This is a genomic window from Paucimonas lemoignei (genome assembly GCF_004342585.1).
GTDB classification, from domain to species: Bacteria; Pseudomonadota; Gammaproteobacteria; order Burkholderiales; family Burkholderiaceae_D; genus Paucimonas; species Paucimonas lemoignei.
Genome location: NZ_SLZQ01000003.1, coordinates 122,917 through 142,528 on the forward strand (window position 1 = coordinate 122,917; position 19,612 = coordinate 142,528).

Here is a 19,612-nt window from a genome sequence, read left to right on the forward strand (position 1 = left end):
AAGGCCGCAGCGATGCGGCCTTTTGTTTTATGTCGCTGGCTTGTGCGCCAGCACAGGTCCATAGCCTGCTTATGCTATGTTATCAGCACGCGCTTAGCCCCCTCGGAGTTCCACTTCACGACTGAGGACTTCCATGCCTCGCATCCGCATCATCACGCTGACTGTCATTGCAATGGTGGCATTTGCGGGCAACTCCTTACTCTGCCGGGCCGCGCTTCGCCACACCAGCATCGACTCGGCAAGCTTTACGATCGTCAGAATCGTTGCCGGCGCCGCGGTTCTCTGGCTGGCCGCTCGCCTGCATTCCTCATCCCTTGCCGGCAAAGGCAACTGGCTTTCCGCCCTTGCGCTGTTTGCCTACGCAGCATGCTTTTCATTTGCCTACGTCAGCCTGCCAGCGGCAACCGGCGCGCTGTTGCTGTTCGGCGCTGTGCAGGCGACCATGATCGGCCACGGCTTGTGGAAGGGAGAACGCTTAGGCTTGCTGCAAGGGATAGGCATGGCCCTTGCCCTTGGCGGATTAATCCTGCTCTTGCTGCCCGGCCTTTCAGCGCCGCCGCTGGCAAGCTCGCTCCTGATGCTGGGCGCGGGCATCGCCTGGGGCATTTACTCGCTGCGCGGCAAAGGGGCCGGCGACCCGACTAGGGTCACGGCGGGGAATTTCCTGCGCGCCGTGCCGTTTGCGGCGACGCTGAGTCTCTTCATGCTTAACGATACCAATCTCGACGAAACCGGGCTCTGGTACGCGGCTGCTTCCGGCGCGCTGGCGTCAGGCGCGGGCTACGCCATCTGGTACGCCGCCCTGCCCGCGCTGCGGGCCACGACGGCGGCGATCGTCCAGCTCAGCGTGCCGGTCATTGCCGCCCTGGGTGGCATCATGTTTTTGAATGAGTCGATGACGCTGCGCCTGGTCATCGCATCGGCCGCGGTGCTTGGCGGGATCGCTCTATTTCTTTCTCGCAGAAGGCTGTAATACGTAACCAAGGTCAGCATCAGCGATCACGTGCTGTTCGGCCCGGGCGTCACCATTGGCGGTGAAACAGTTATCGGCGCCGGCAGCGTCGTCGTGCGCGGCATCCCGGCTTGAGCGCACTATAGCGGAGACAGCGGGCAAACCCGCAAGCACGTGGATTATGCGACACTATCGGTCTGTATCAGTCCGCACCCATGCAATGAATGACCAACAGCTGTTACGTTACTCCCGCCATATCCTGCTCGATGAAATCGGTATCGAAGGTCAGGAAAAAATTCTGGCTGCACATGCGCTGGTGATTGGCGCAGGCGGCCTGGGCTCGCCGGCCTCCCTGTATCTGGCCTCGGCCGGCATCGGCACGCTGACGCTGGTGGATAACGATGAAGTCGATCTAACCAACCTGCAGCGGCAAATCCTGCACACGACCGAACGCATCGGCCAACCCAAGGTGGAATCGGGAAAACTGGCCCTGCGACAGATAAATCCGGAAGTGCGCATCGCCACGGTCGCTGAGCGCGTCGAGGGCGCACGTCTAGACGAACTTGTCCGCGCTGCCAGCGTGGTGCTCGACTGCAGCGACAACTTCGCGACGCGCCATGCCGTCAACCGTTCGTGCGTGGCGCACCGCGTGCCGCTGGTGTCGGGCGCGGCAATCCGCTTCGATGGGCAAATCAGCGTATTCGATCCGCGTGGCGGCGACATGCCCTGCTATGCCTGCCTGTTCCCGCCCGACCAGCCATTCGAGGAAGTGCAATGCGCCACCATGGGCGTGTTTGCGCCGCTGGTCGGCATCATCGGCGCCATGCAAGCGGCCGAAGCCCTGAAACTCATCGCCGGAATCGGCGAATCCCTCGCCGGCCGCCTGCTGATGCTCGACGCCCGCAGCATGGAATGGAGCAGCATCGGCATCACCCGCAACGATCACTGCCTCGTGTGTCATCCGCAAAACCCGGCCTGAACGACGCCTGTCGTTACGCTGTAAAGGAATTCAATTGGTCCGCCCTCGCTATTTACCAGACAATTTCATGCTCATCCTGCTTGCCATCATCGTGGCGGCAAGCGTAGTGCCGGCGCGCGGACAGTTCGCCGTCTACATGGGATGGCTTACCAATGCCGCCATTACCCTGCTGTTCTTTTTGCATGGCGCCAAGCTGTCGACCAAGGCGGTCATTGCCGGCCTGTCGCACTGGCGCCTGCATGCCCTGGTGTTTGCCTGCACTTTCTTGATGTTCCCTTTGCTTGGCCTGGCATTGAAGCCCGTGCTGCTGCCACTGATCGGCCAGGAGCTGTATGTCGGCATGCTGTACCTGTGCGCCCTGCCCGCGACCGTGCAATCGGCGATTGCCTTCACATCCATGGCGCGCGGTAATATCCCGGCGGCGATCTGTTCCGCCGCCACGTCGAGCCTGATCGGGATTTTCCTGACGCCGCTGCTGGTCATGCTGCTCATCGGCGGCGACATGCATGGGCATTCTTTGGGAGATGCGGTCGGCAAGATCATGGTGCAGTTGTTGCTGCCGTTCGTGGCGGGACAAGTGGCGCGGCGCTGGATCGGCGCCTGGATCGATAAGAACAAGTCCTGGCTGAAGAATGTCGACCAGGGCTCGGTATTTCTGGTGGTGTATACCGCATTCAGCCATGCCGTGGTGGAAGGACTCTGGGCGAAGCTGCCGCTGACGCAATTTGCTGCCCTGTTACTGGCGTGCTCACTGTTGCTGGCGCTGGTGTTGGGGCTGACGTATTTTCTTGCCAGACGCCTTGGCTTCAATATCGAAGACCGCATCACGATCCTGTTTGCGGGATCCAAGAAAAGCCTGGCTACCGGCGTGCCGATGGCGCAAGTCCTGTTTGCCAGTGCCGCTATCGGGCCGATGCTGCTGCCGTTGATGCTGTTCCACCAGATTCAATTGATGGTGTGCGCGGTGCTGGCCAAGCGCTTTGCCGCCCGGCCGACGTAAATAAAAAAGACCAGCCGGCATCCACCGACTGGCCAACCTGGCATGAGGCCAATGCTGCTGCCTGAAAGTTCCGGCAGCAGCATCCAAAGGAACTTACTGCAGCGGGCCGCAGCTGGACGAGTTGGTCCAGACACCTTCGCACTTGTACAGGGTCAGCGACGCGTTATAGCCATACTTTGCGCCGAGTTGCAGGTACTGGTTGACGTTGATGCGGCCAGCCGAATAATGACCGGTGACAGTCGCGGTCACTTTTTCCGTGTACGTGACCGGCTGAGTCTTGCCGATGATCTGCCCGGATTGTCCGCTGGTCATGTTGTCGTTCACCGAAGTGACCGTGTAGGAATAGCTGGTGTCTGGTGCCAGGCCGGTATCGGTGTACTGGGTTGCAGTAACGCGTACCGGCGCGCCGCCATTGCGACGCACATCATAGGCAGTGGCGCTCGACACGGCGCTCCAGTTCAGCTTGATGGAACTGGAAGAGATGCCGGTTGCCTGGATATCGGAAGGCGGATACAGCGGATCAAGCTGGCCAACCTGGAAAGACGACAGCTGGCACGCCTCCGATTCCACACCTTTGGAGTCGACAGCAGTCACCGTGCCCGCATAGATGCCATTACCCAGGTTATAGCTTTTGTTCAGGCTGGTCCCGCTTCCGGCAGCGTTATCGTTGATGGCGGTCTTGCCTTGCAACGCGACGCGATAGCTGGCGACCGTTGCGCCGGCGGCGGCAGTCGCCGAAGCGGAAACCGTGGCACTGCTAGCGTTCGGCACGTTCACCGAGCAGGTAATCTTCCACTTGTTGACGCGGAGATTATTCTCGAAGAAGAACTGCGTGACATAGGCGGGATAGTTGACCCGGGTGGAATCGACCCAGGCGATATACGGCGCAGCACCAGGGCCGGACGGCCAGGCGTGACTCATGCCGGCCACGACCATGCTGGAGATACGCAGTCGGCCACGACTATCCTTGAAGAGTGAGGCCGTGCCGCCGCCGTCGACGCTGGCGGTGCCGGCCGATACGGTAGCGTCATAGGCGATCTTCATGCCATCGCGGTTGACTTCATTATGCGCCGGCAGCACCAGGTAATCCTTGTCGCCATAGACCGTGGCGAAGATCTGGGTATCGAGGTGAGCATTGAATTGGTTGCCATTGATGGCGCGGCACATATCCGCGACTTGCTGCGGCGTGCGCTTGGGCGGCACCGAGATATCGCCTGCGGCAGAACCCAACGACGGCGAGGCATTCGGCGCGACCCCGGCAAAGTAATCGGGGAAGGAGCAGCCCAGCACATGGGTTTCACCCGCGCCGGCCGACAGGCCGCTCACATAAATCTGGTTGGGATCGATATCGAGATTGGTGCGTGCCTTGACGGCGTCGATCAGCTTAATGAGAGGAACGACATCGCGGGTGGTACGGTTGTGCGCCGTGCCGAACCAGTCCCAGCAGCCGCTGGCGGCGCGCGTCGAACTAGTGCCGGTTGGTACGGTCGGCGCGACCACTACCATGCCGTATTTTTCCGCGGTTTCTTCCCAGTTGAAACGCTTGTCGATCACGCTGGTCGAGGCAGTCTGGCCGCAGCCGTGCAGGCTCAGCATCAGCGCGCGCTTGCCGCCAAGAACTTGTGGTGCGGGATTTTTCGGCACATAGAGATATGCATCCTGCAGGTTGGGCGTGCCGTAAGTTGCCGATTCCTTGACCCAGGTGCCGCTGCCGGGAGTGAGTGCAAATGCCGAAGCCGATACACCAGCACCAAGTAACACAGCAATCGTGACTCGCAGAGATTTTTTCAGCTGCATCGATTCGTCTCCTGATTGATATGAGTGTCCCTGAAAAGGGATCTTTTATTGCCGCAGGCATCGTACTTTTGAATTGTTAAAAATGACACTGGCCGGTCGACCAGAACTGGCCGATTTACCAGTCTTGCAATTTACCGAAGGAAATATTCTTAAAGACGAAATTCAGGCAGAAGCCACCAGCGTGGCTTGCAGGACGCCGCGCAGGGCATTGCAGGCGACAATCTCTTCTGCATTGTGCAAATCGGTCAGCGTCACGGGTGCCTCGACGGCTTGCCATGACGGATCGTCCAGCAGCACCGAACGCATCACTCCCGGCAGCAAACCAGCCGAAAGCGGCGGCGTCACCCAGCGTCCGCGCAGCTTGATGAAGAGGTTGCTGCGCGCACCTTCCGTGATTTCGCCGGCTTCGTTATGGAACAGCATGTCGAATGCGCCCTGGGCTTCGGCGGCTTTCCAGGCAGCGTCGTACACCTGGCGGCGCGTGGTCTTATGACGCAGGAACAAGTCGTCTGTCCACATGAATTGCGGCGACAGCAAAAGCTTCACCGGTTGGGTCAATGGCATCAGCGCTGCGGTCTGGATACTCGCCGTGCCATCGGGGCGCAATGCCAGCCTCAACCGATGCGGTCCTGGTGGCAGCGATGCAAAGGTCTGCTGCAATTGCGCGCGCAGCGCGGCCTCGTGCCACGTAAAACCAAAGTAGCGGGCCGACGCTCCAAGGCGCTGCAAATGTCTTTCCAAGTACAGGCAACCCGATGCGCTGGCTTGCATGGTCTCGAGCAGCTCGAAGTCGTGAGCGAGCCCGGTCAGGAAACGCGCCTTCAGCCGGCACTCGGCATACTCTTTGGCGGACTCGCTATCGTAGACAATGCCGGCGCCCACGCCCATTTCGCCTTGGCGCACGCCACCTTGTTCGGATTGCAGCACCAGCGTGCGGATCGGCACGGACAAGCAAAAGTCGCCGATGCGCCGTTCTTCCTTCGCAGCCTCGAACCAGCCGATGGCGCCGGTGTACCAGCCGCGCGCATCGGGCTCCAGTTCGCGAATGATTTGCATGGTGCGCCGTTTCGGCGCGCCAGTGATGGAGCCGCAGGGGTACAGTGCCGCCAGCAATTGCGCCAGGTCGATGTCGTCGCGCACGCGCGCCTGGATCGTCGAGGTCATTTGCAGGACCTGGCCGAAGCGGCTGACGTCGAACAAGTGCGGGACCCGAACCGTGCCCCGCTGGGCAATGCGACCCAGGTCATTGCGCAGCAAATCAACGATCATCAGGTTTTCCGCGCGGGTCTTGGCATCTGCCACGAGTGTGCGTGCTTGTTCGGCGTCGCGGTCGGCGTTGCCGGTTGCGGGCGCAGTGCCTTTCATCGGACAGGCAGTGAGCACGCCGCCGTCATTACGTACGAACAGCTCCGGCGAAAATGACAGGATGCCGCCACCGTCCGGCAAGGCGATCAGCGCACCGTAAGGCACGGGCTGACTGGCGCGCAGACGGCGATAAAGATTTACCAGCGAGCCATAGGCATCGAAGCGCAGGCGGTAGGTATAGTTGACCTGGTAGGTATCGCCTGCTTCGAGATACTGGCGGATGCGCGCGAGGGCTGCATGGAATTGCGCTTCACTGATACTGGAACGCAAGTCTGCAATGCCAGCCGCGCCATCATTTTCCGCAAGACTGCCCACATCGGCCGATGCTGCCGCAGTCTCTCCCGCAACGCCCTCTTGCTCCAGCCACTGCTTCACCTCGGCAGAGGTAAGAAGGCGGCATGCCTGGAACAGCAATATCTGCGCAAGCGGCGGGCAATCCACGCGCGGCGTGATGCCGTGCATGTGCGCGCCGAGTTCGTAATTAAATAATGCCAGCGCATGCATGCCTTGCGCCAGCGCGTCCTGCATCCGACCCAGCATAGCCGGCAGATCCCGCGCATCGGTGCAAGTCAGCGTGCCGACGTAGTCGGTATAGAGGCGCGATTGCGCACCGCTTGCGCCGGCGTCGTCAAGCAGGGCGAAACAGGACATGGTCGGAAGTTGGAAAAGCGGACGATGCTCAGGCGAGCAGCATCGCCAATTGCGCCGGCGCTCCCTCGGCCAGGCTGTGCTTGAAACCGGTCTTGGCGAAGCGGTGCCAGCGGCCGATGACATAACTGGTGATCATGCCGGCGCGGGCAGCCACCTGCGCTTCATCGGCCTGCCCCTGGGAAGCGGCCACGCGCAAGGCCTGCTTCAAGGCCAGCTCGATGCGCTCGACGAACTGGTTCATGCGCGCCTGCAGCCGCTCGTTTTCATTGACCAGGGCGTCGCCGATCATCACGCGGGTCATGCCAGGATTGCGCTCGGCGAAATTGAGCAGCATGGCGGCGATCGCATGCACCTGTTGCAAGCCGTTTTCCTCGCGCTCGGTGATCTGGTTGATGAGGCCGAACACGCTCGATTCGATGAACTCGATCAGACCCTCGAACATTTGCGCCTTGCTGGCGAAATGGCGGTACAGCGCGGCCTCGGAAACGTCGAGTTTTGCCGCCAGTGCCGCGGTGGTAATTTTTTCGCCTTTCGGCTGTTCCAGCATGGAAGCCAGGGTTTGCAGAATCTGCAGCTTGCGTTCGCCCGGTTTGGTGGTGGCCATGATTGTTCGGTCCGTCAGCGGTTGAATTGGTTAGACGCGTCGGTTAGACAGTCAGCGCAGCCTCGACAGGCTGGCGGGAAGTTTGCGCACCGATTTTACTTTGACATCGACGTAAGCGGGTAGCTTTGTGGCATTGCGTGCCGCCGGCAGTGCGCTGGCAGCCAGGTAACCGCTGACCCACGCGGTGCGCAAGCCGAGAGCCTTGGCCGCTTTCAGGTTGTCGACCGTATCTTCCACAAGGATCGTGCGCTCCGGCTTGGCATGGTATTGCTTCAGCAATTTGCGCAGCAGGATCTTCGAAGGCTTGGGACGCAACTGGCGATGCACCCACATCGATTCGATGGGGACGTGATAGGCGAAATGCCGGTGCAAGCCGAGATGGCGCACCACATCCTGCGAATAGCGGCGCGGCGCATTGGTCAGCAGGATCTTGCGCCCGGGCAGGCGCTTCAACAACCGCACCAGGCCGCGCTCGGCGCGGATCATGTCAGTGAGATTATCGAAGCGGTGCGCCTCGCGCAGGAAGTCGTCCGGGCGCACATCGTGATGGCGGATCATGCCAAGCAGCGTGGCGCCGTAGCGCTTCCAGTAATGGGTGCGGACTGCATTGACGCGGGCCGGGTCGGCCGGGGTAGTACCGTCGCCCAGCACCTGCGCCAGGTACGCGTTCATGTTGGCGTGAATCGCCGGGAAGATCGCGTGCGAGGCGTTGTGCAGGGTATTGTCGAGGTCGAACAGCCAGGTAATCAATGGGAGCGGATCATGGTGCCGAAAGCCTGTTCGGTCAGCACTTCCAGCAACAGCGAATGCTCGATGCGGCCATCGATGATGTGCACGGTATTGACGCCCGACTTGGCGGCATCCAGCGCCGAGGAAATCTTCGGCAGCATGCCGCCGGAGATGGTGCCGTCTTCGAACATCTCGTCGATTTCGCGCGCCGACAGGTCGGTCACCAGGTTGCCCTTTTTGTCCTGCACGCCGGCGATGTTGGTCATCATGATCAGCTTTTCGGCTTTCAGAATCTCGGCGATCTTGCCGGCCACGACATCGGCATTGATATTGTAAGCCTGGCCATCTTCACCAAAGCCGATCGGCGAGATGATCGGGATGAAGGCGTCATCCTGCAGCGCTTTCACCACCGCGGGGTTGATCGCCTCGATTTCGCCGACGAAACCGATGTCGAGGAATTCGCCCGGTTTTTCACGGTCGGCCATCTTCATCTTGCGCGCGCGGATCAAGCCGCCATCCTTGCCGGTGAGGCCCACCGCCTGGCCGCCGTAGTGGTTGATCAGCATGACGATATCCTGCTGCACTTCGCCGCCCAGTACCCACTCGACCACTTCCATGGTTTCTTCATCGGTGATGCGCATGCCTTGCACGAAGCTGCCCTGCTTGCCGATTTTTTTCAGGGCATTGTCGATTTGCGGGCCGCCGCCGTGCACCACCACCGGGTTCATGCCGACCAGTTTGAGCAAAATGACATCACGGGCGAAACCGTGCTTGAGGTGCTCTTCGGTCATGGCGTTGCCGCCGTATTTGACGACAATGGTTTTGCCGTGGAATTTACGGATGTAAGGCAGCGCTTGAGCAAGGATCTCGGCCTTGATTAGTGGCGAGACTTTGGCGAGATCGGGTTCTTGGGTAATCATGACAAGTCCTGAGAAAATATTTCCGCGATTTTACAGCGAATGCGCAGGTTTTTCCTGGGAGAATTCTTGTATTTCCCAGGCCAATCCGCTAGTCTTTTGCCCAATTGGCAATCGCACCATCATGCTCACCCCTATCACAGAACAATTAGAATCCCTGCGCCCCATACTGGTTCGCTTCGCCCGCCTGCAATTACGCAATGACAGCCTAGCCGACGATGTCGTGCAGGATGCCTTGATGGCCGTGCTTGAAAAGCCGGATGGCTATGCCGGCCAGTCTTCCCTGCGCAGCTACGTCATCGGCATCATGAAACATAAGATTGTCGATGCCTTGCGTCATGCCCGGCGCCTTCATCAATTTGCAGAGGATGCCGACGACGACTTTTCGCAGGAACAGGTCGATGCCCTGTTCGCCGCCGATGGTCATCCCATGCAAAGACCGCGCCATTGGGGTAACCCGGATGCCACGCTGGAACAGCAGGATTTCTTCAAGATCCTGGAACTCTGCCTGGAGAAGCTGCCGCCGAAGACGGCGCGCATTTTCATGATGCGGGAATGGCTGGAACTGGATACGGAAGAAATTTGCAAGGAGGTGGGAATTTCCACCTCCAATGCCTGGGTCATACTGTACCGGGCGCGCCTGCGCCTGCGCGAATGCCTGGAATTGAACTGGTTCGGTGAGCGCGCCACCTCGGGGAAAAAATAAGAATGGGACTCAAGCTTACCTGCAAGGAATCGCACCGGCTGCTATCCGAAGCCCTGGACCGGGAATTGTCGCTGGTGGAGCGCACGCGCTTGCGCGCGCATGTCATGCTGTGCGATGCCTGTCATAATTTCAGCGGCCAGCTGCAGTTGATGCGGCAAGCCATGAAGCGCCTCGACAGCACGCATCAGCCCAAGGCGCGCAGCCTGGACGACACCTGGTCATGAGCATTTGCGCACGCTGCGGCGCTGCATTCTCTTGCGGGGCAGCAGATCGCCCGGCGACTGCAAGCGCGGCAGATGCATCATGCTGGTGCATGGAATTGCCGCCATTGCCGACTTCCGCACGCGAACAATTGCCACGCACCGCCATGAATCGCCAACCTGGCTGCCTGTGCCGGAATTGCTTGATCGCTGCCCTGCAACACTCTTCCAGCCCTGGAAATCCAGGCCGTTAAGTTGAAGCGCGCTATCGGCATGGCGCGTGAGGCTTGCGCCATCAAGCCAATAATCATGCGCAATTGCGCTGCTGTTGCTGCGGGAAATCCGACTTGAGCTTTTCCAGCTTTTCGCGACCGGCAGCATCCAGAGCGCGTAATTGGATGGCGACCTTGGTGGCGGAATTGCGCGCGCCGATGCGGGCGGTACGCACTCCTTGCTGTTTCAGCTGATCAAGCCGCTTCTTTGCCGATTCCTCACTGCTGAATATGCCAAGCGAAACGCCCCATCGCAGTTCCGATTGATCCTGGATCAGGTAAAAATCGGTAACGCCGAGCGCGCGAAGTTGCTCCACTTTCTTGTCAGCGGCTTCCTTGCTGCCCTGGGGTGGAATAAAGACGATGTGGCTGGTGGTTTCGCGGATCAGGCGCCGCGACAGGCGCGCGCCCGGCGTCAGCGCTGCCACGCGTGATTCGAAGCGACCGGCGTCGGCTTCATTGAAATTGCCGATCTCGGTACAGGCGAGAAGCTCAGGCTTTTTATCGGCACTGGTCATCTTCTCTGCGGCATCCGCTTTCTTGTCGCTCTCCGCTTTCTTGTCGCCTTCTGGCTTCTTGTCAGCCTCGGCTTTTTTGTCAGCCTCGGCTTTTTTGTCTGCCTCCGGCTTGGCTTCGGCTTGCGGCTTTTTCTCCGGCTCCGGCTTTTTTTCGCTTTCTACCGCAAGGGCCGCGGGCATGAGCTTGCCGGCATCGGGCTTGGCAACCTCTGCTGCAGCGGCATCGCTCTTGTCCGTGCTTTCCGGGCTTTGCTCGGCAGCCGGCTTGTCGACCGGCGCCGCAGGCGCAGGCTGGTCCGTCTGCTTGCCATTGGCCGGCAAGAGCCGGATCTTGTCAGCATTGAGTTGTTGCGCCACGCGGGCCGGCTCATGGCCGGATGGAATAAAGCTGTCAAGATAGCCTTGGCGGTAGGCAAGCAAGGCGCCGTTGGCTATGACCAGGATCCAGAAAACGAATTTCAGCATGATGTTTGCGTCAAAGTGAGTACCGCCTGCAGGCCGATCAGCACCAGGTTATCCACCTGCCGCACCGTGCCTGCCACATGCGGCGCGATCGCGGCGGCGGCCCCGCCGGAAATGATGCATTGCAGGGAATGCGCATCCTGCTTCAGCAATGCCGCATGCGCGGCAAGTGCCCGTTCGATCGCGCCAGCCTGCGCGGCAATGCAACCGTTGGCAATGGCATCCTGGGTATTGTCGGCAAAAGGATGCGCGCCGACATTATATTGCGGCACTTCCGGCAATTGCGCGGTATGTTGCGCCAGTGACGTCGCCATCAGCCGCAAGCCAGGCAAAATCATCCCGCCGACGAAGCGGCCCTCCGCATCCAGCGCATCGATCGTGGTGGCGGTGCCGCAAGTCGCCACCACCAGCGGCACGCCGGGATGGAGGGCGCGCGCGCCGATCAGTGCGGCGAAACGGTCGCTGCCCAGGCGCGCCGGATCGGGATAGCAATTCCTGACGCCGGCCAGCTCCGCCTGGGAGACGAACCAGGTCAGCGGCACGGGTTTCATGCCCATCGCCCGCAGCGCCATGCGCTCGAGCGTCGCACGCATCTCGGCGCCGGCCACATTGGATATCAGCACGCGCGAAATATCCACTCCCTTGAGCGCATCCGCCATCTGGCAGACATCTTCGCGCCGCACCGAGCCGTAGCCGGCCCAGTGGCCGAGTTCGGCGGCACCGACGCGCGCGGAGTGCATCAACGCCCACTTGATGCGGGTATTGCCTGCGTCAACCAGCAGCAGCATGTTCTTCACTCCCCTTGTCGTCGTTCTCTTTGTTTTTATTCCCGCTTTCCTGCCTGCGCAGCGACACATCGCCAGCCAGCACCGGCACCACGCCGTCCGGCCCTTGCAACAGCAACTGCCCTTGCGCATCGACTCCGGTAGCGATCCCTTCCTGGATGACGTGCCCGTTCTCTAGGATGACCACGTTCTGGCCGGTCCAGGCATGCAAGGCATTCCAGCGCGCCGCGAATACGGCAAATCCTTCCTGCTCGAACTGCCGCAACGCGACAGCCAGGCCATCCAGCAGCATGCCCATCAAACGGCTACGGTCCTGCGCCAGGTTTGCCGGCAATGCCGCTATTGGCCGGCCGATTTGCTGCAACAGTTCTTCCGGCTGCGCGATATTGATACCGACACCGATCACGGCCCATACCTGCGGAACGCCTTGCTGGGCACCGGATCGGTCGAGCGCGGTTTCAATCAGGATGCCGCCCAGCTTGGCGTCATCCAGCCACAAGTCATTCGGCCATTTCAGGCGCACCGCCACATCATTGGCCGCCAGTGTCTCGGCCAGCGCGACGCCGACCGCGAGAGGCATGCCGGCCAGGTCGCGCAGTGCGCACCGGAATGGCCAGGCCAGGGAAAATGCCAGACTGCCGGAAGCCGAGATCCAGGAGCGGCCCGCGCGGCCACGGCCGGCAGTCTGCAATTCCGCCGCCAGCAAGGACGGTTGCGGCATGCGCCCTACCCGGGCCAGCAAATCGGCATTGGTGGAACCAGTCTGTTCAACGACCTCGATAGCAACGTTCGCTGCGGCAGGTGCATGCGCGGCAATGGATGAAGAAGACAAAAAATTGCTCATGCCGGCAATTGTAGCGGGAATTACCGTGCCGACTGCGTTTTCAGGCAGCCAGCGTGAAGGAAAACGTAGCGCCCTTGCCAGGCTTGGCTTCAGCCCAGATGCGCCCGCCGTGGCGATGGATGATGCGCTGCGCGGTAGTCAACCCAATCCCGAATCCCTCGACATCGGCATGCAGGCGCTGAAACGCCTGGAACAGCTTGCCGGCGCGCGCCATGTCGAAGCCGGAACCGTTATCGCTTACGCAATATACCGCTTCGCCATCGCGCTGCTCCATGACGAATGCGAGTTCCGCGTCCGCCTTGCCGGCCGTGTACTTCCAGGCATTGCCCAGCAAATTATCCAGCACCACGCGCAACAGCCGGGCATCCGCACGGGCGCGCATGCCTGGAGCAATATGGATGCGCACGCTGCGCTCGGGGGGGCGCTGACGCAATTCGTCCAGCACTTCCAGGGCCATGCCCGACAAGTCGATGTCTTCGAGGTGCAGCGCCCCGCGCGTCTGGCGCGACATGTGCAGCATGGCGTCGATCATGCCGCCCATGCGCTGGGCGGCATTGCGCACGCGCCGCAAATAATCCTGCGCCTGGCTATCGAAGGCATGACCATAGTCTTCCGCGAGGGCCTGGCTGAAACCGTCGATGCTGCGCAGGGGAGCGCGCAAGTCATGCGATATCGAATAGGCAAAGGAATCGAGTTCCAGGTTCGCTGCGGCCAGGTCGCTGGTGCGTTGCGCAACGCGCAGCTCGAGGTCCTCGTTCAGCTCCCGCAACGCGCGCTCGGCCTTGCGCTGGTCCGTCATGTCGGCGCCGATGCCGATGCTGCCGAGAGGTCGGCCGTCCGGGTCGCGCAGCAACGAACTCGACCATGCAATCAGCCTGTCTTGGCCATCGCGTGTGCGCAGCGTGGTCAGGCTATTGCAGTGGCCGTGCGCCTGCAGTTCGGCGATAAGCGCCGCCTGCATCCCGGCGCCTTCCTGGGGCGCCAATACGCGTGTCCAGTCCTGTCCCACCAGCTCTTCCCTGGAATAGCCGAACAGTTCGCAGAGAAAGGGATTGACGTACTCGATGGCGCCGGACAGGTCGAGCGCCATCACTGCCATGTGGGCATTATCGAGGAAGGTACGCCAGCGGCGCTCGCCTTCGCGGGCCACCTTTTCCGCTCTGGTGCGGTCGATGATCTGCTGCTCCAGGTCTGCGTACAACAGCGCATTTTCGATGGCCGTGCCGATCTGCGGCAATAAGGGTTCCAGCAACGCCAGCGCGGCGGCAAAACCGTCTCCCTTGCTGCGCTCCAGATAGAGGGCGCCGAGCAGCCGGCCATGGCGCAGGATCGGCAGGCACAGGGCCGCACTGGCGGTGTGCCTGCCCCAGCATTCCAGCTTGCCGTAGGTGGCATGGCTGGCCGGCGCAGCCAGTAACACCGGTGAACCCCGGGCGCAGCTGTCGGCAATCATCTGTCCCGGATAGTCCGTGGCGTGCTGCAGCGCCAATGGCAGCGGATACGCTTCTGCGGCGGCATCGTCCTGATCGTAGTGCCCTTCCAGCATCAGCTCGCCTTCACGCACGATGAATGCAGCAGTGCGCGCAGCGCCGGTTGCGCGGGCCAGCAAAGGCAGCAGCTGCCGCAGCAATCCATCCAGGTGAATATCGCCCAGGGCAGCCACGATGGTTTGCGCAATCTCGGCGGCGGCATCCCTGGCGCCTGCTGCCGCCAACCCGGCATCATCGGCATAACGCGCCAGCATCTGCTGGACTTTGGCCGGCGCACCCCAGTCATGGTAGGTCGCCAGCGCTTCCTGCAGATAGGCGCGTGCCTGGTGCTTCAGGCCGAATCCGAGAAAATAATCGCCGACACGCTCCAGCGCCAATGCCAGCAATAGCCAGTGCTGCTGCAGGCGCGCCTGGTCGATGGCGGTATGGTATGCCTCCAGCGCGACATCGGTCTCTTTGCGAGAACGCAGCAGCTCGGCGCGCAACAGCCACATCCGGGCGCTGAAGTTATCCGGACTGGATGTCGCCAATGCTTCCATCATTCGCAAGCCCGCCGGCAAGGCTTCGGCATCTCCGCCGGCATGCAGGATCAGCGCGCGCCAGAAATGATGCTCGGGTATGGCAAGCTGTCCCGTCACCGCCTCAAGATTGCCATCGGCATGCCGGATCCAGCGCTGTGCCAAGGCATTTTCATCATGCATGTGCGCCAGCATGGCCTGCAGCAAGGCGAACCAGTGGTATGGAGATTTGGCCGGCATGGCTTGCAGTTTTGCCTCGAAGGCGTCCACCTCGAAATCCTCGCTGGCCAGCGTGGTCGGCGCCAGTGTTTTTCCCTGCCAGGCGAGCAGCCATTGCCGGATCATCGTGTACATCGCGGCGATCGGCACGGAATTGATTTGCTCGATCACCGGCGCGGTCTGCTCCCACAGGTGCAGCAAGGCGGGTACGGGGTCCCCGGCCATGATATGCGCCCGGAAGCTGAAACTCAGCGCCAGGCCGATATGCACCTTGTCGGCGGTGAGATGGGCCAGTTCATAACTGCTATTGAGCGCCTGCAGTCCGGTAGCGATGGGGCGGGTCCAGTGCGCGACCATGGAGCCATAGATATAGTCGATCCGCGAACGCAATTGCGCGTTATCGAGGCGCTGCGCCAGTTGCAGCGCCAGCTGGGCGTGGCGCTCGGCTTCGGAGTAGGCCCCATGGCGCGATGCCAGCAGCACGGAAAAGTTCATCATGCCATACGCCAGCGCCGCCTGGTGCCGGCTCGCCAGGCCGAATTCCAGCATGCGCAGCGTAATATAGGCATACGTGTTCTTACCCAACTGGTAGCCGGCCGCGTACAGGCGCAGAAACAAGTTGGCCACCGCTTCATCTTCTACGCTCGGCGGGATTGCTTCGCCCAGCAGGCTCTGCCGACTTTCCCGTTCCAGACTGGCGCGCAGAATAGGCTCATCGCGTTCGATGGCCTGTGCCAGCGCGTCATTGTCTCCGCTTAAGTCGATGCCGAATTCGGCCAGGCAGGCGCCGCCATAATTCCAGGCATCGCGCGCTCGGCCGCCATTGAGCGCGAACATGATCATGATGCCGTAGACGCGGGCGCGGTCGAGCCGATCGCGCGCATGGCTGATCGCCTCATCAAACAGCTGGCCGGCAAGCTCCAGTTCGTCGGCGGCATAGGCGCACTCGGCGCTCTCCGTGGTCAATTCGAAGACCAAGGCATAGTCGCTGCTCCAGGCCGATGCCGGCAGCAGGGCCTTGCCGGCACGGAAGTACGCCAGCGCCGACTCGAATGCGGCGGCTGCCTTGGCGCGACGTCCGGCGCGCAGGTTGAGCCCGGCCACTATCAGTTGTTCGCGCGGACTCAGCAAATCGACGGCTTGATTGAATTGCGCCGCCAAGTCGAAGCTGGCGGCATCCAGCATTTCCGGCAGCGTCGCCGCCAGCAGCATGCGGCCGATGCGCAAGTGCTGCTGGCGGCGCTGCTCGTCCGGCAAGAGGCGATATGCCGCCTGCTGAATGCGGTCATGCGTGAATCGCCAGTTGCCGTCCCGCACATGCTCGGTCAGTTGCGCTTCTTCGGTGCGCGCCAACAGGCCTTTGACCTGTGCGCGCGGCAGCTCGAGCACGCACATCAGCTCGTCTTCGCCAAATTCGGTGCCCAGGCTGGCCGCGCAGGTCAACAGGGTTTGCTGCTCCCGCGACAGCTCGCGCAACCGGGCTTCCATAAACCCCAGGATATTGCCTGAGAGGTGAGCCTGAGCCAGGCGCTCGGCATCCCATTGCCAGCCGCCGCCTTCACGCCGCATGACGCCGCGCTCGCGCAAGGCGCTGAGTAATTGACTGACGAACAGCGGGTTGCCTTCGGATTGCTGCTGCAGCCAGGCGGCGGCATCCGGCGCGTCGAGCTGATAAGTGTCTGCCAGCCATTCCTCGATATCGGCAGCCGACAGCGGCCCCAGGCGGATACGCACCGGCGGCTGCGGCCGTTTTTCCAGGTTGTCGAGCAATTGCGCCAAGGGATGCAGCGCGGTGACTTCGTTGTCGCGGAACGTGCCGAGGATGACAAGCTGCCCCAGCCGTTCGGCATGGTCCAGTTTGCGCAGCAGGCGCAAGGTGCCGACATCGGCCCATTGCAGGTCGTCGAGAAACAGCAGGAGTGGATGACCGCTTCTGGCAAAGCAGCCGATGAAGTATGCGAATGCCGCTTCGAGGCGCTCCTGCGCGTCCTTGGGTGGCAAGGCAGCCGGCACCGGCAAGGCGCCGAGAAACATGCCGAGTTCCGGCAAAATGTCGCTCAATGGTGCTACCTGCGCGGCGCCGCCGCCCAGCAACAAGTCGCGCCACTCGGCCTGCAGTGCCTGCGGCAATGCGAGCACGCCCTGCAACAGCTTGCGCAAGGCGACGATCAACGCGCCGTACGGTGTCTGCCGGTGAAATTGCTCGAACTTGCCGGCGCCAAATTGGGTTGGCGCCAATTGCAGCGCCGCGCGCGCGAATGCCACCAGGCTTGTCTTGCCGATGCCGGCGGGACCTTCGGCCAATACCCATACCGGCTGCGCCGGGTTGAGCTGGCGGCAGGCATGCGTCAGCCTGGCGATCGCCTTACGGCGTCCATAAAGCGGCAAGGATAGTGGCACAGACTGCGGCGGCGTCACTTGCTAGTCCTCGTTTAGTGATACCGGATCGGCAGCCACCAGGATTTGCGGCCGGCCGAGCAGATACCCTTGCGCATATTCGACGCCGAGCTCACACAAGGCGTGCAATACCTCGGGAGATTCGACGAATTCGGCAATCGTCTGCAATCCCATTACATGGCTGATCTTGTTGATCGCCTCCACCATCGCCATGTCGACGACGTTGTGGGCGATGTTGCGCACAAACCCGCCATCGATCTTGACGAAGTCGACGGGCAAGTGGCGCAGGTAACCGAACGACGACAGGCCGCTGCCGAAATCGTCCAGCGCGAACCGGCAGCCAAGCTGGCGCAGGCGAGCAAATAATGGCGTGCTGGCGGCGAGGTTGGCAATCGCGGCGGATTCGGTGATTTCCAGGCACACCTTGCGCGGCGACACGGAAAATTCCGCCAACTGCTGCTGCACGTAATCGAAGAATGAAGCGTCGTTGATGGTGGCTGCCGAAATATTGACGAACAGGAGCTGGTCATCCTGCAACAGCTCGCCGCCGATCTTGCCGGCAGCGATGGCGGAAAACAGGCGCCGCACCACCCAGCGATCCACCGACGCCATCAGCTTGAAGCGCTCCGCCGCCGGAATGAACACGTTGGGCGGGATCAGCGCGCCGCCGTCATCCAGCATGCGCAGCAGGATCTCGTAACCCGCAAGAACCGGCGCGGCGTCACGCGCAATACGATAAATCGGTTGCCGGTACAGCACCAGACTGTTCTTTTCCAGAGCGCTGCCGATGGCCGATATCCACTGCATCTCACGCCGGCGCTGCGCCAGTTCATGGTCGTCCGCTTCATAAACATGACAGCGATTACGCCCCTGCTCCTTGGCGACGTAACAGGCGACGTCAGCCGCGCTCATTGCCTCGCCGGCATCGGCCGTCTCGCCGTCGATTACGGTAACGCCGATGCTGCAGCCGACCTGGAATGCGACTTCTCGCCAGTGGAAACGAAAATCGCGGATCAGGTCCTGCAGGCCGGCGATGATCCGGAGGCCCTCATCCAGCGGGCAGTTCGCCAGCAGCAAACCGAATTCATCGCCGCCCAGGCGCGCCAGCGTATCGCTGCCACGGACATGCTGGGCAAGGCCGGCACTCAGCTGGCGCAGCAGCTCATCGCCGGCAATGTGGCCGCATGTATCGTTGACCAGCTTGAATTGATCGAGATCGAGATAACACAGCACATGCCGGGAACGGTCGCGCTGGGCGGTGCTGACCGCCAGCTCCATGGCGCGTTCGAATTCGCGCCGGTTCAACAGGCCGGTCAGCGGATCATGGCAGGCATGAAAGCGCAATTCCTGCTCGGCGCGGCGCTTGGCAGCCCGCACGCGTACCTCGTCGAGCTCGCGCGCGATCACCGGCGCCAGCCGCGCCAGGTTATCCTTCAAGAGATAATCATGGGCGCCCGCGCGCATGGCCGCCACGGCTGAAACATCGTCGATGTGGCCGGACACGATGATGAAAGGAATGTCGAGCCCGGCATGCTTGTAGATTTTCAGGGCGTCGTGCGCAGTGAAACCAGGCATCGCGTAATCGGCGATGATCAGGTCCCAGGTCGAGGAGGACAGTGCCGCCGCCATCTCCTCCGGGCTATCCACCCGCAGGTAATCCGGCGCATAGCCTTCCTTGCGCAATAGTCGCAGCAGCAACTGCGCATCGTCATCGGCATCTTCGACCAGCAGCACGCGCAGCAAGGCATGGTTCATAGGCGCTCCCGTGGCGACGGCAAGACGTTGTGGTTTCCCCAATAGCGGTACAAGTCGCGCACCAGGTCCACAAACCGGTCAAAATCCACCGGTTTTCTCAAATAGCTGCTGGCGCCAGCCGCATAGGCGGCAGCGATATCACCCGGATCGTCGGACGACGACAGCACCGCGATCGGCAATACAGCTTCGCCAGCGCAATCCTTGTGCAAGACGCGCAGTTCATCCAGTACCGATGCCCCATCCATGCCTGTCATTTGCCAGTCGAGCAATATCAGCACCGGCCAGGTCGTGTTGGGTTCCTGCCGCAGCAATCGGCAAGCCGCTTCGCCATCCTCGGCCACCCGCAAGCGCTCCGCCAGCCCGGCGCTGGCAAAGGCCCGCCTGGCGAGCAGTGCTTCATCGGCATTGTCCTCGACCAGCAAGACCCAGTTATTCATATTGAATAATTTCCA

Annotated in this window: 17 protein-coding genes; 6 read left to right on the forward strand and 11 right to left on the reverse strand. The window is 61.5% G+C overall.

The features are described 5' to 3' along the window. The first annotated feature begins 133 nt into the window (after positions 1-133). The 3 genes from EDC30_RS05960 (at position 134) to EDC30_RS05975 (ending at position 2,931) form a co-directional block, all read left to right on the forward strand. Positions 134-973 (forward strand): DMT family transporter, encoded by an 840-nt coding sequence (locus EDC30_RS05960; RefSeq protein WP_132257891.1) that lies wholly within the window; start codon positions 134-136, stop codon positions 971-973. Positions 974-1,172: 199 nt separating this feature from the next. Further along, positions 1,173-1,931 (forward strand): HesA/MoeB/ThiF family protein, encoded by a 759-nt coding sequence (locus EDC30_RS05970; RefSeq protein ID WP_132257892.1) that lies wholly within the window; start codon positions 1,173-1,175, stop codon positions 1,929-1,931. Positions 1,932-1,998: 67 nt separating this feature from the next. Further along, positions 1,999-2,931 (forward strand): bile acid:sodium symporter family protein, encoded by a 933-nt coding sequence (locus tag EDC30_RS05975; RefSeq protein WP_207907220.1) that lies wholly within the window; start codon positions 1,999-2,001, stop codon positions 2,929-2,931. 93 nt (positions 2,932-3,024) lie between these two features. Here EDC30_RS05975 and EDC30_RS05980 read toward each other — a convergent pair whose 3' ends face one another. From EDC30_RS05980 to argB, 5 genes are all read right to left on the reverse strand, one after another. Then, entirely contained in the window at positions 3,025-4,728 is a 1,704-nt protein-coding gene (locus EDC30_RS05980; RefSeq protein ID WP_132257894.1) for an extracellular catalytic domain type 1 short-chain-length polyhydroxyalkanoate depolymerase, read from the reverse strand. A gap of 162 nt (positions 4,729-4,890) precedes the next feature. Continuing rightward, on the reverse strand, positions 4,891-6,744 hold the full coding sequence (locus EDC30_RS05985) for a chorismate-binding protein (protein ID WP_132257895.1): 1,854 nt from the start codon (positions 6,742-6,744) through the stop codon (positions 4,891-4,893). Between the two features lie 28 nt (positions 6,745-6,772). Next, positions 6,773-7,348 carry a nucleoid occlusion factor SlmA gene (gene slmA, locus EDC30_RS05990; RefSeq protein ID WP_132257896.1) on the reverse strand — a complete coding sequence of 192 codons (576 nt, stop codon included), beginning with the start codon at positions 7,346-7,348 and terminating at the stop codon, positions 6,773-6,775. A 51-nt stretch (positions 7,349-7,399) separates the two neighbouring features. Further along, entirely contained in the window at positions 7,400-8,098 is a 699-nt protein-coding gene (locus EDC30_RS05995; RefSeq protein WP_132257897.1) for a pyrimidine 5'-nucleotidase, read from the reverse strand. Next, positions 8,095-8,997: an acetylglutamate kinase gene (argB, locus tag EDC30_RS06000; RefSeq protein ID WP_132257898.1), complete on the reverse strand. Its 903-nt coding sequence runs from the start codon at positions 8,995-8,997 to the stop codon at positions 8,095-8,097. The genes EDC30_RS05995 and argB overlap by 4 nt, the downstream gene beginning before the upstream one ends. 121 nt (positions 8,998-9,118) lie before the next feature. Between argB and EDC30_RS06005 the strand changes: the two genes are divergently transcribed. Genes EDC30_RS06005 through EDC30_RS19985 form a run of 3 tightly spaced genes read left to right on the forward strand, consistent with a single transcriptional unit; the run spans position 9,119 to position 10,154 of the window. Beyond that, the gene (locus EDC30_RS06005; protein WP_132257899.1) at positions 9,119-9,700 is read left to right on the forward strand and encodes a sigma-70 family RNA polymerase sigma factor; all 582 of its coding nucleotides are present in this window, start codon (positions 9,119-9,121) and stop codon (positions 9,698-9,700) included. A 2-nt stretch (positions 9,701-9,702) separates the two neighbouring features. After that, positions 9,703-9,924, forward strand: coding sequence for a zf-HC2 domain-containing protein (locus EDC30_RS06010; protein ID WP_132257900.1), 222 nt, complete (start codon positions 9,703-9,705; stop codon positions 9,922-9,924). Beyond that, the gene (locus EDC30_RS19985) at positions 9,921-10,154 is read left to right on the forward strand and encodes a cysteine-rich CWC family protein (protein ID WP_132257901.1); all 234 of its coding nucleotides are present in this window, start codon (positions 9,921-9,923) and stop codon (positions 10,152-10,154) included. Before EDC30_RS06010 ends, EDC30_RS19985 begins: the two co-directional genes overlap by 4 nt. Positions 10,155-10,207: 53 nt before the next feature. On the opposite strand, the gene EDC30_RS06020 is transcribed toward EDC30_RS19985, so the two are convergent. The 6 genes from EDC30_RS06020 to EDC30_RS06045 are packed head-to-tail and all read right to left on the reverse strand — an operon-like array spanning position 10,208 to position 19,597. Then, positions 10,208-11,155 (reverse strand): SPOR domain-containing protein, encoded by a 948-nt coding sequence (locus EDC30_RS06020; protein ID WP_132257902.1) that lies wholly within the window; start codon positions 11,153-11,155, stop codon positions 10,208-10,210. After that, positions 11,149-11,940 (reverse strand): type III pantothenate kinase, encoded by a 792-nt coding sequence (locus EDC30_RS06025; RefSeq protein WP_132257903.1) that lies wholly within the window; start codon positions 11,938-11,940, stop codon positions 11,149-11,151. Before EDC30_RS06025 ends, EDC30_RS06020 begins: the two co-directional genes overlap by 7 nt. Continuing rightward, on the reverse strand, positions 11,924-12,769 hold the full coding sequence (locus EDC30_RS06030; protein WP_341539863.1) for a biotin--[acetyl-CoA-carboxylase] ligase: 846 nt from the start codon (positions 12,767-12,769) through the stop codon (positions 11,924-11,926). The genes EDC30_RS06025 and EDC30_RS06030 overlap by 17 nt, the downstream gene beginning before the upstream one ends. A gap of 52 nt (positions 12,770-12,821) precedes the next feature. Next, entirely contained in the window at positions 12,822-17,408 is a 4,587-nt protein-coding gene (locus EDC30_RS06035; RefSeq protein WP_165973743.1) for an AAA family ATPase, read from the reverse strand. Between the two features lie 21 nt (positions 17,409-17,429). Beyond that, positions 17,430-19,160 carry a GGDEF domain-containing response regulator gene (locus tag EDC30_RS06040; protein WP_132257906.1) on the reverse strand — a complete coding sequence of 577 codons (1,731 nt, stop codon included), beginning with the start codon at positions 19,158-19,160 and terminating at the stop codon, positions 17,430-17,432. Further along, complete coding sequence (locus EDC30_RS06045; RefSeq protein ID WP_132257907.1) at positions 19,157-19,597, reverse strand: response regulator; 441 nt, start codon at positions 19,595-19,597, stop codon at positions 19,157-19,159. The genes EDC30_RS06040 and EDC30_RS06045 overlap by 4 nt, the downstream gene beginning before the upstream one ends. Positions 19,598-19,612 lie beyond the last annotated feature (15 nt).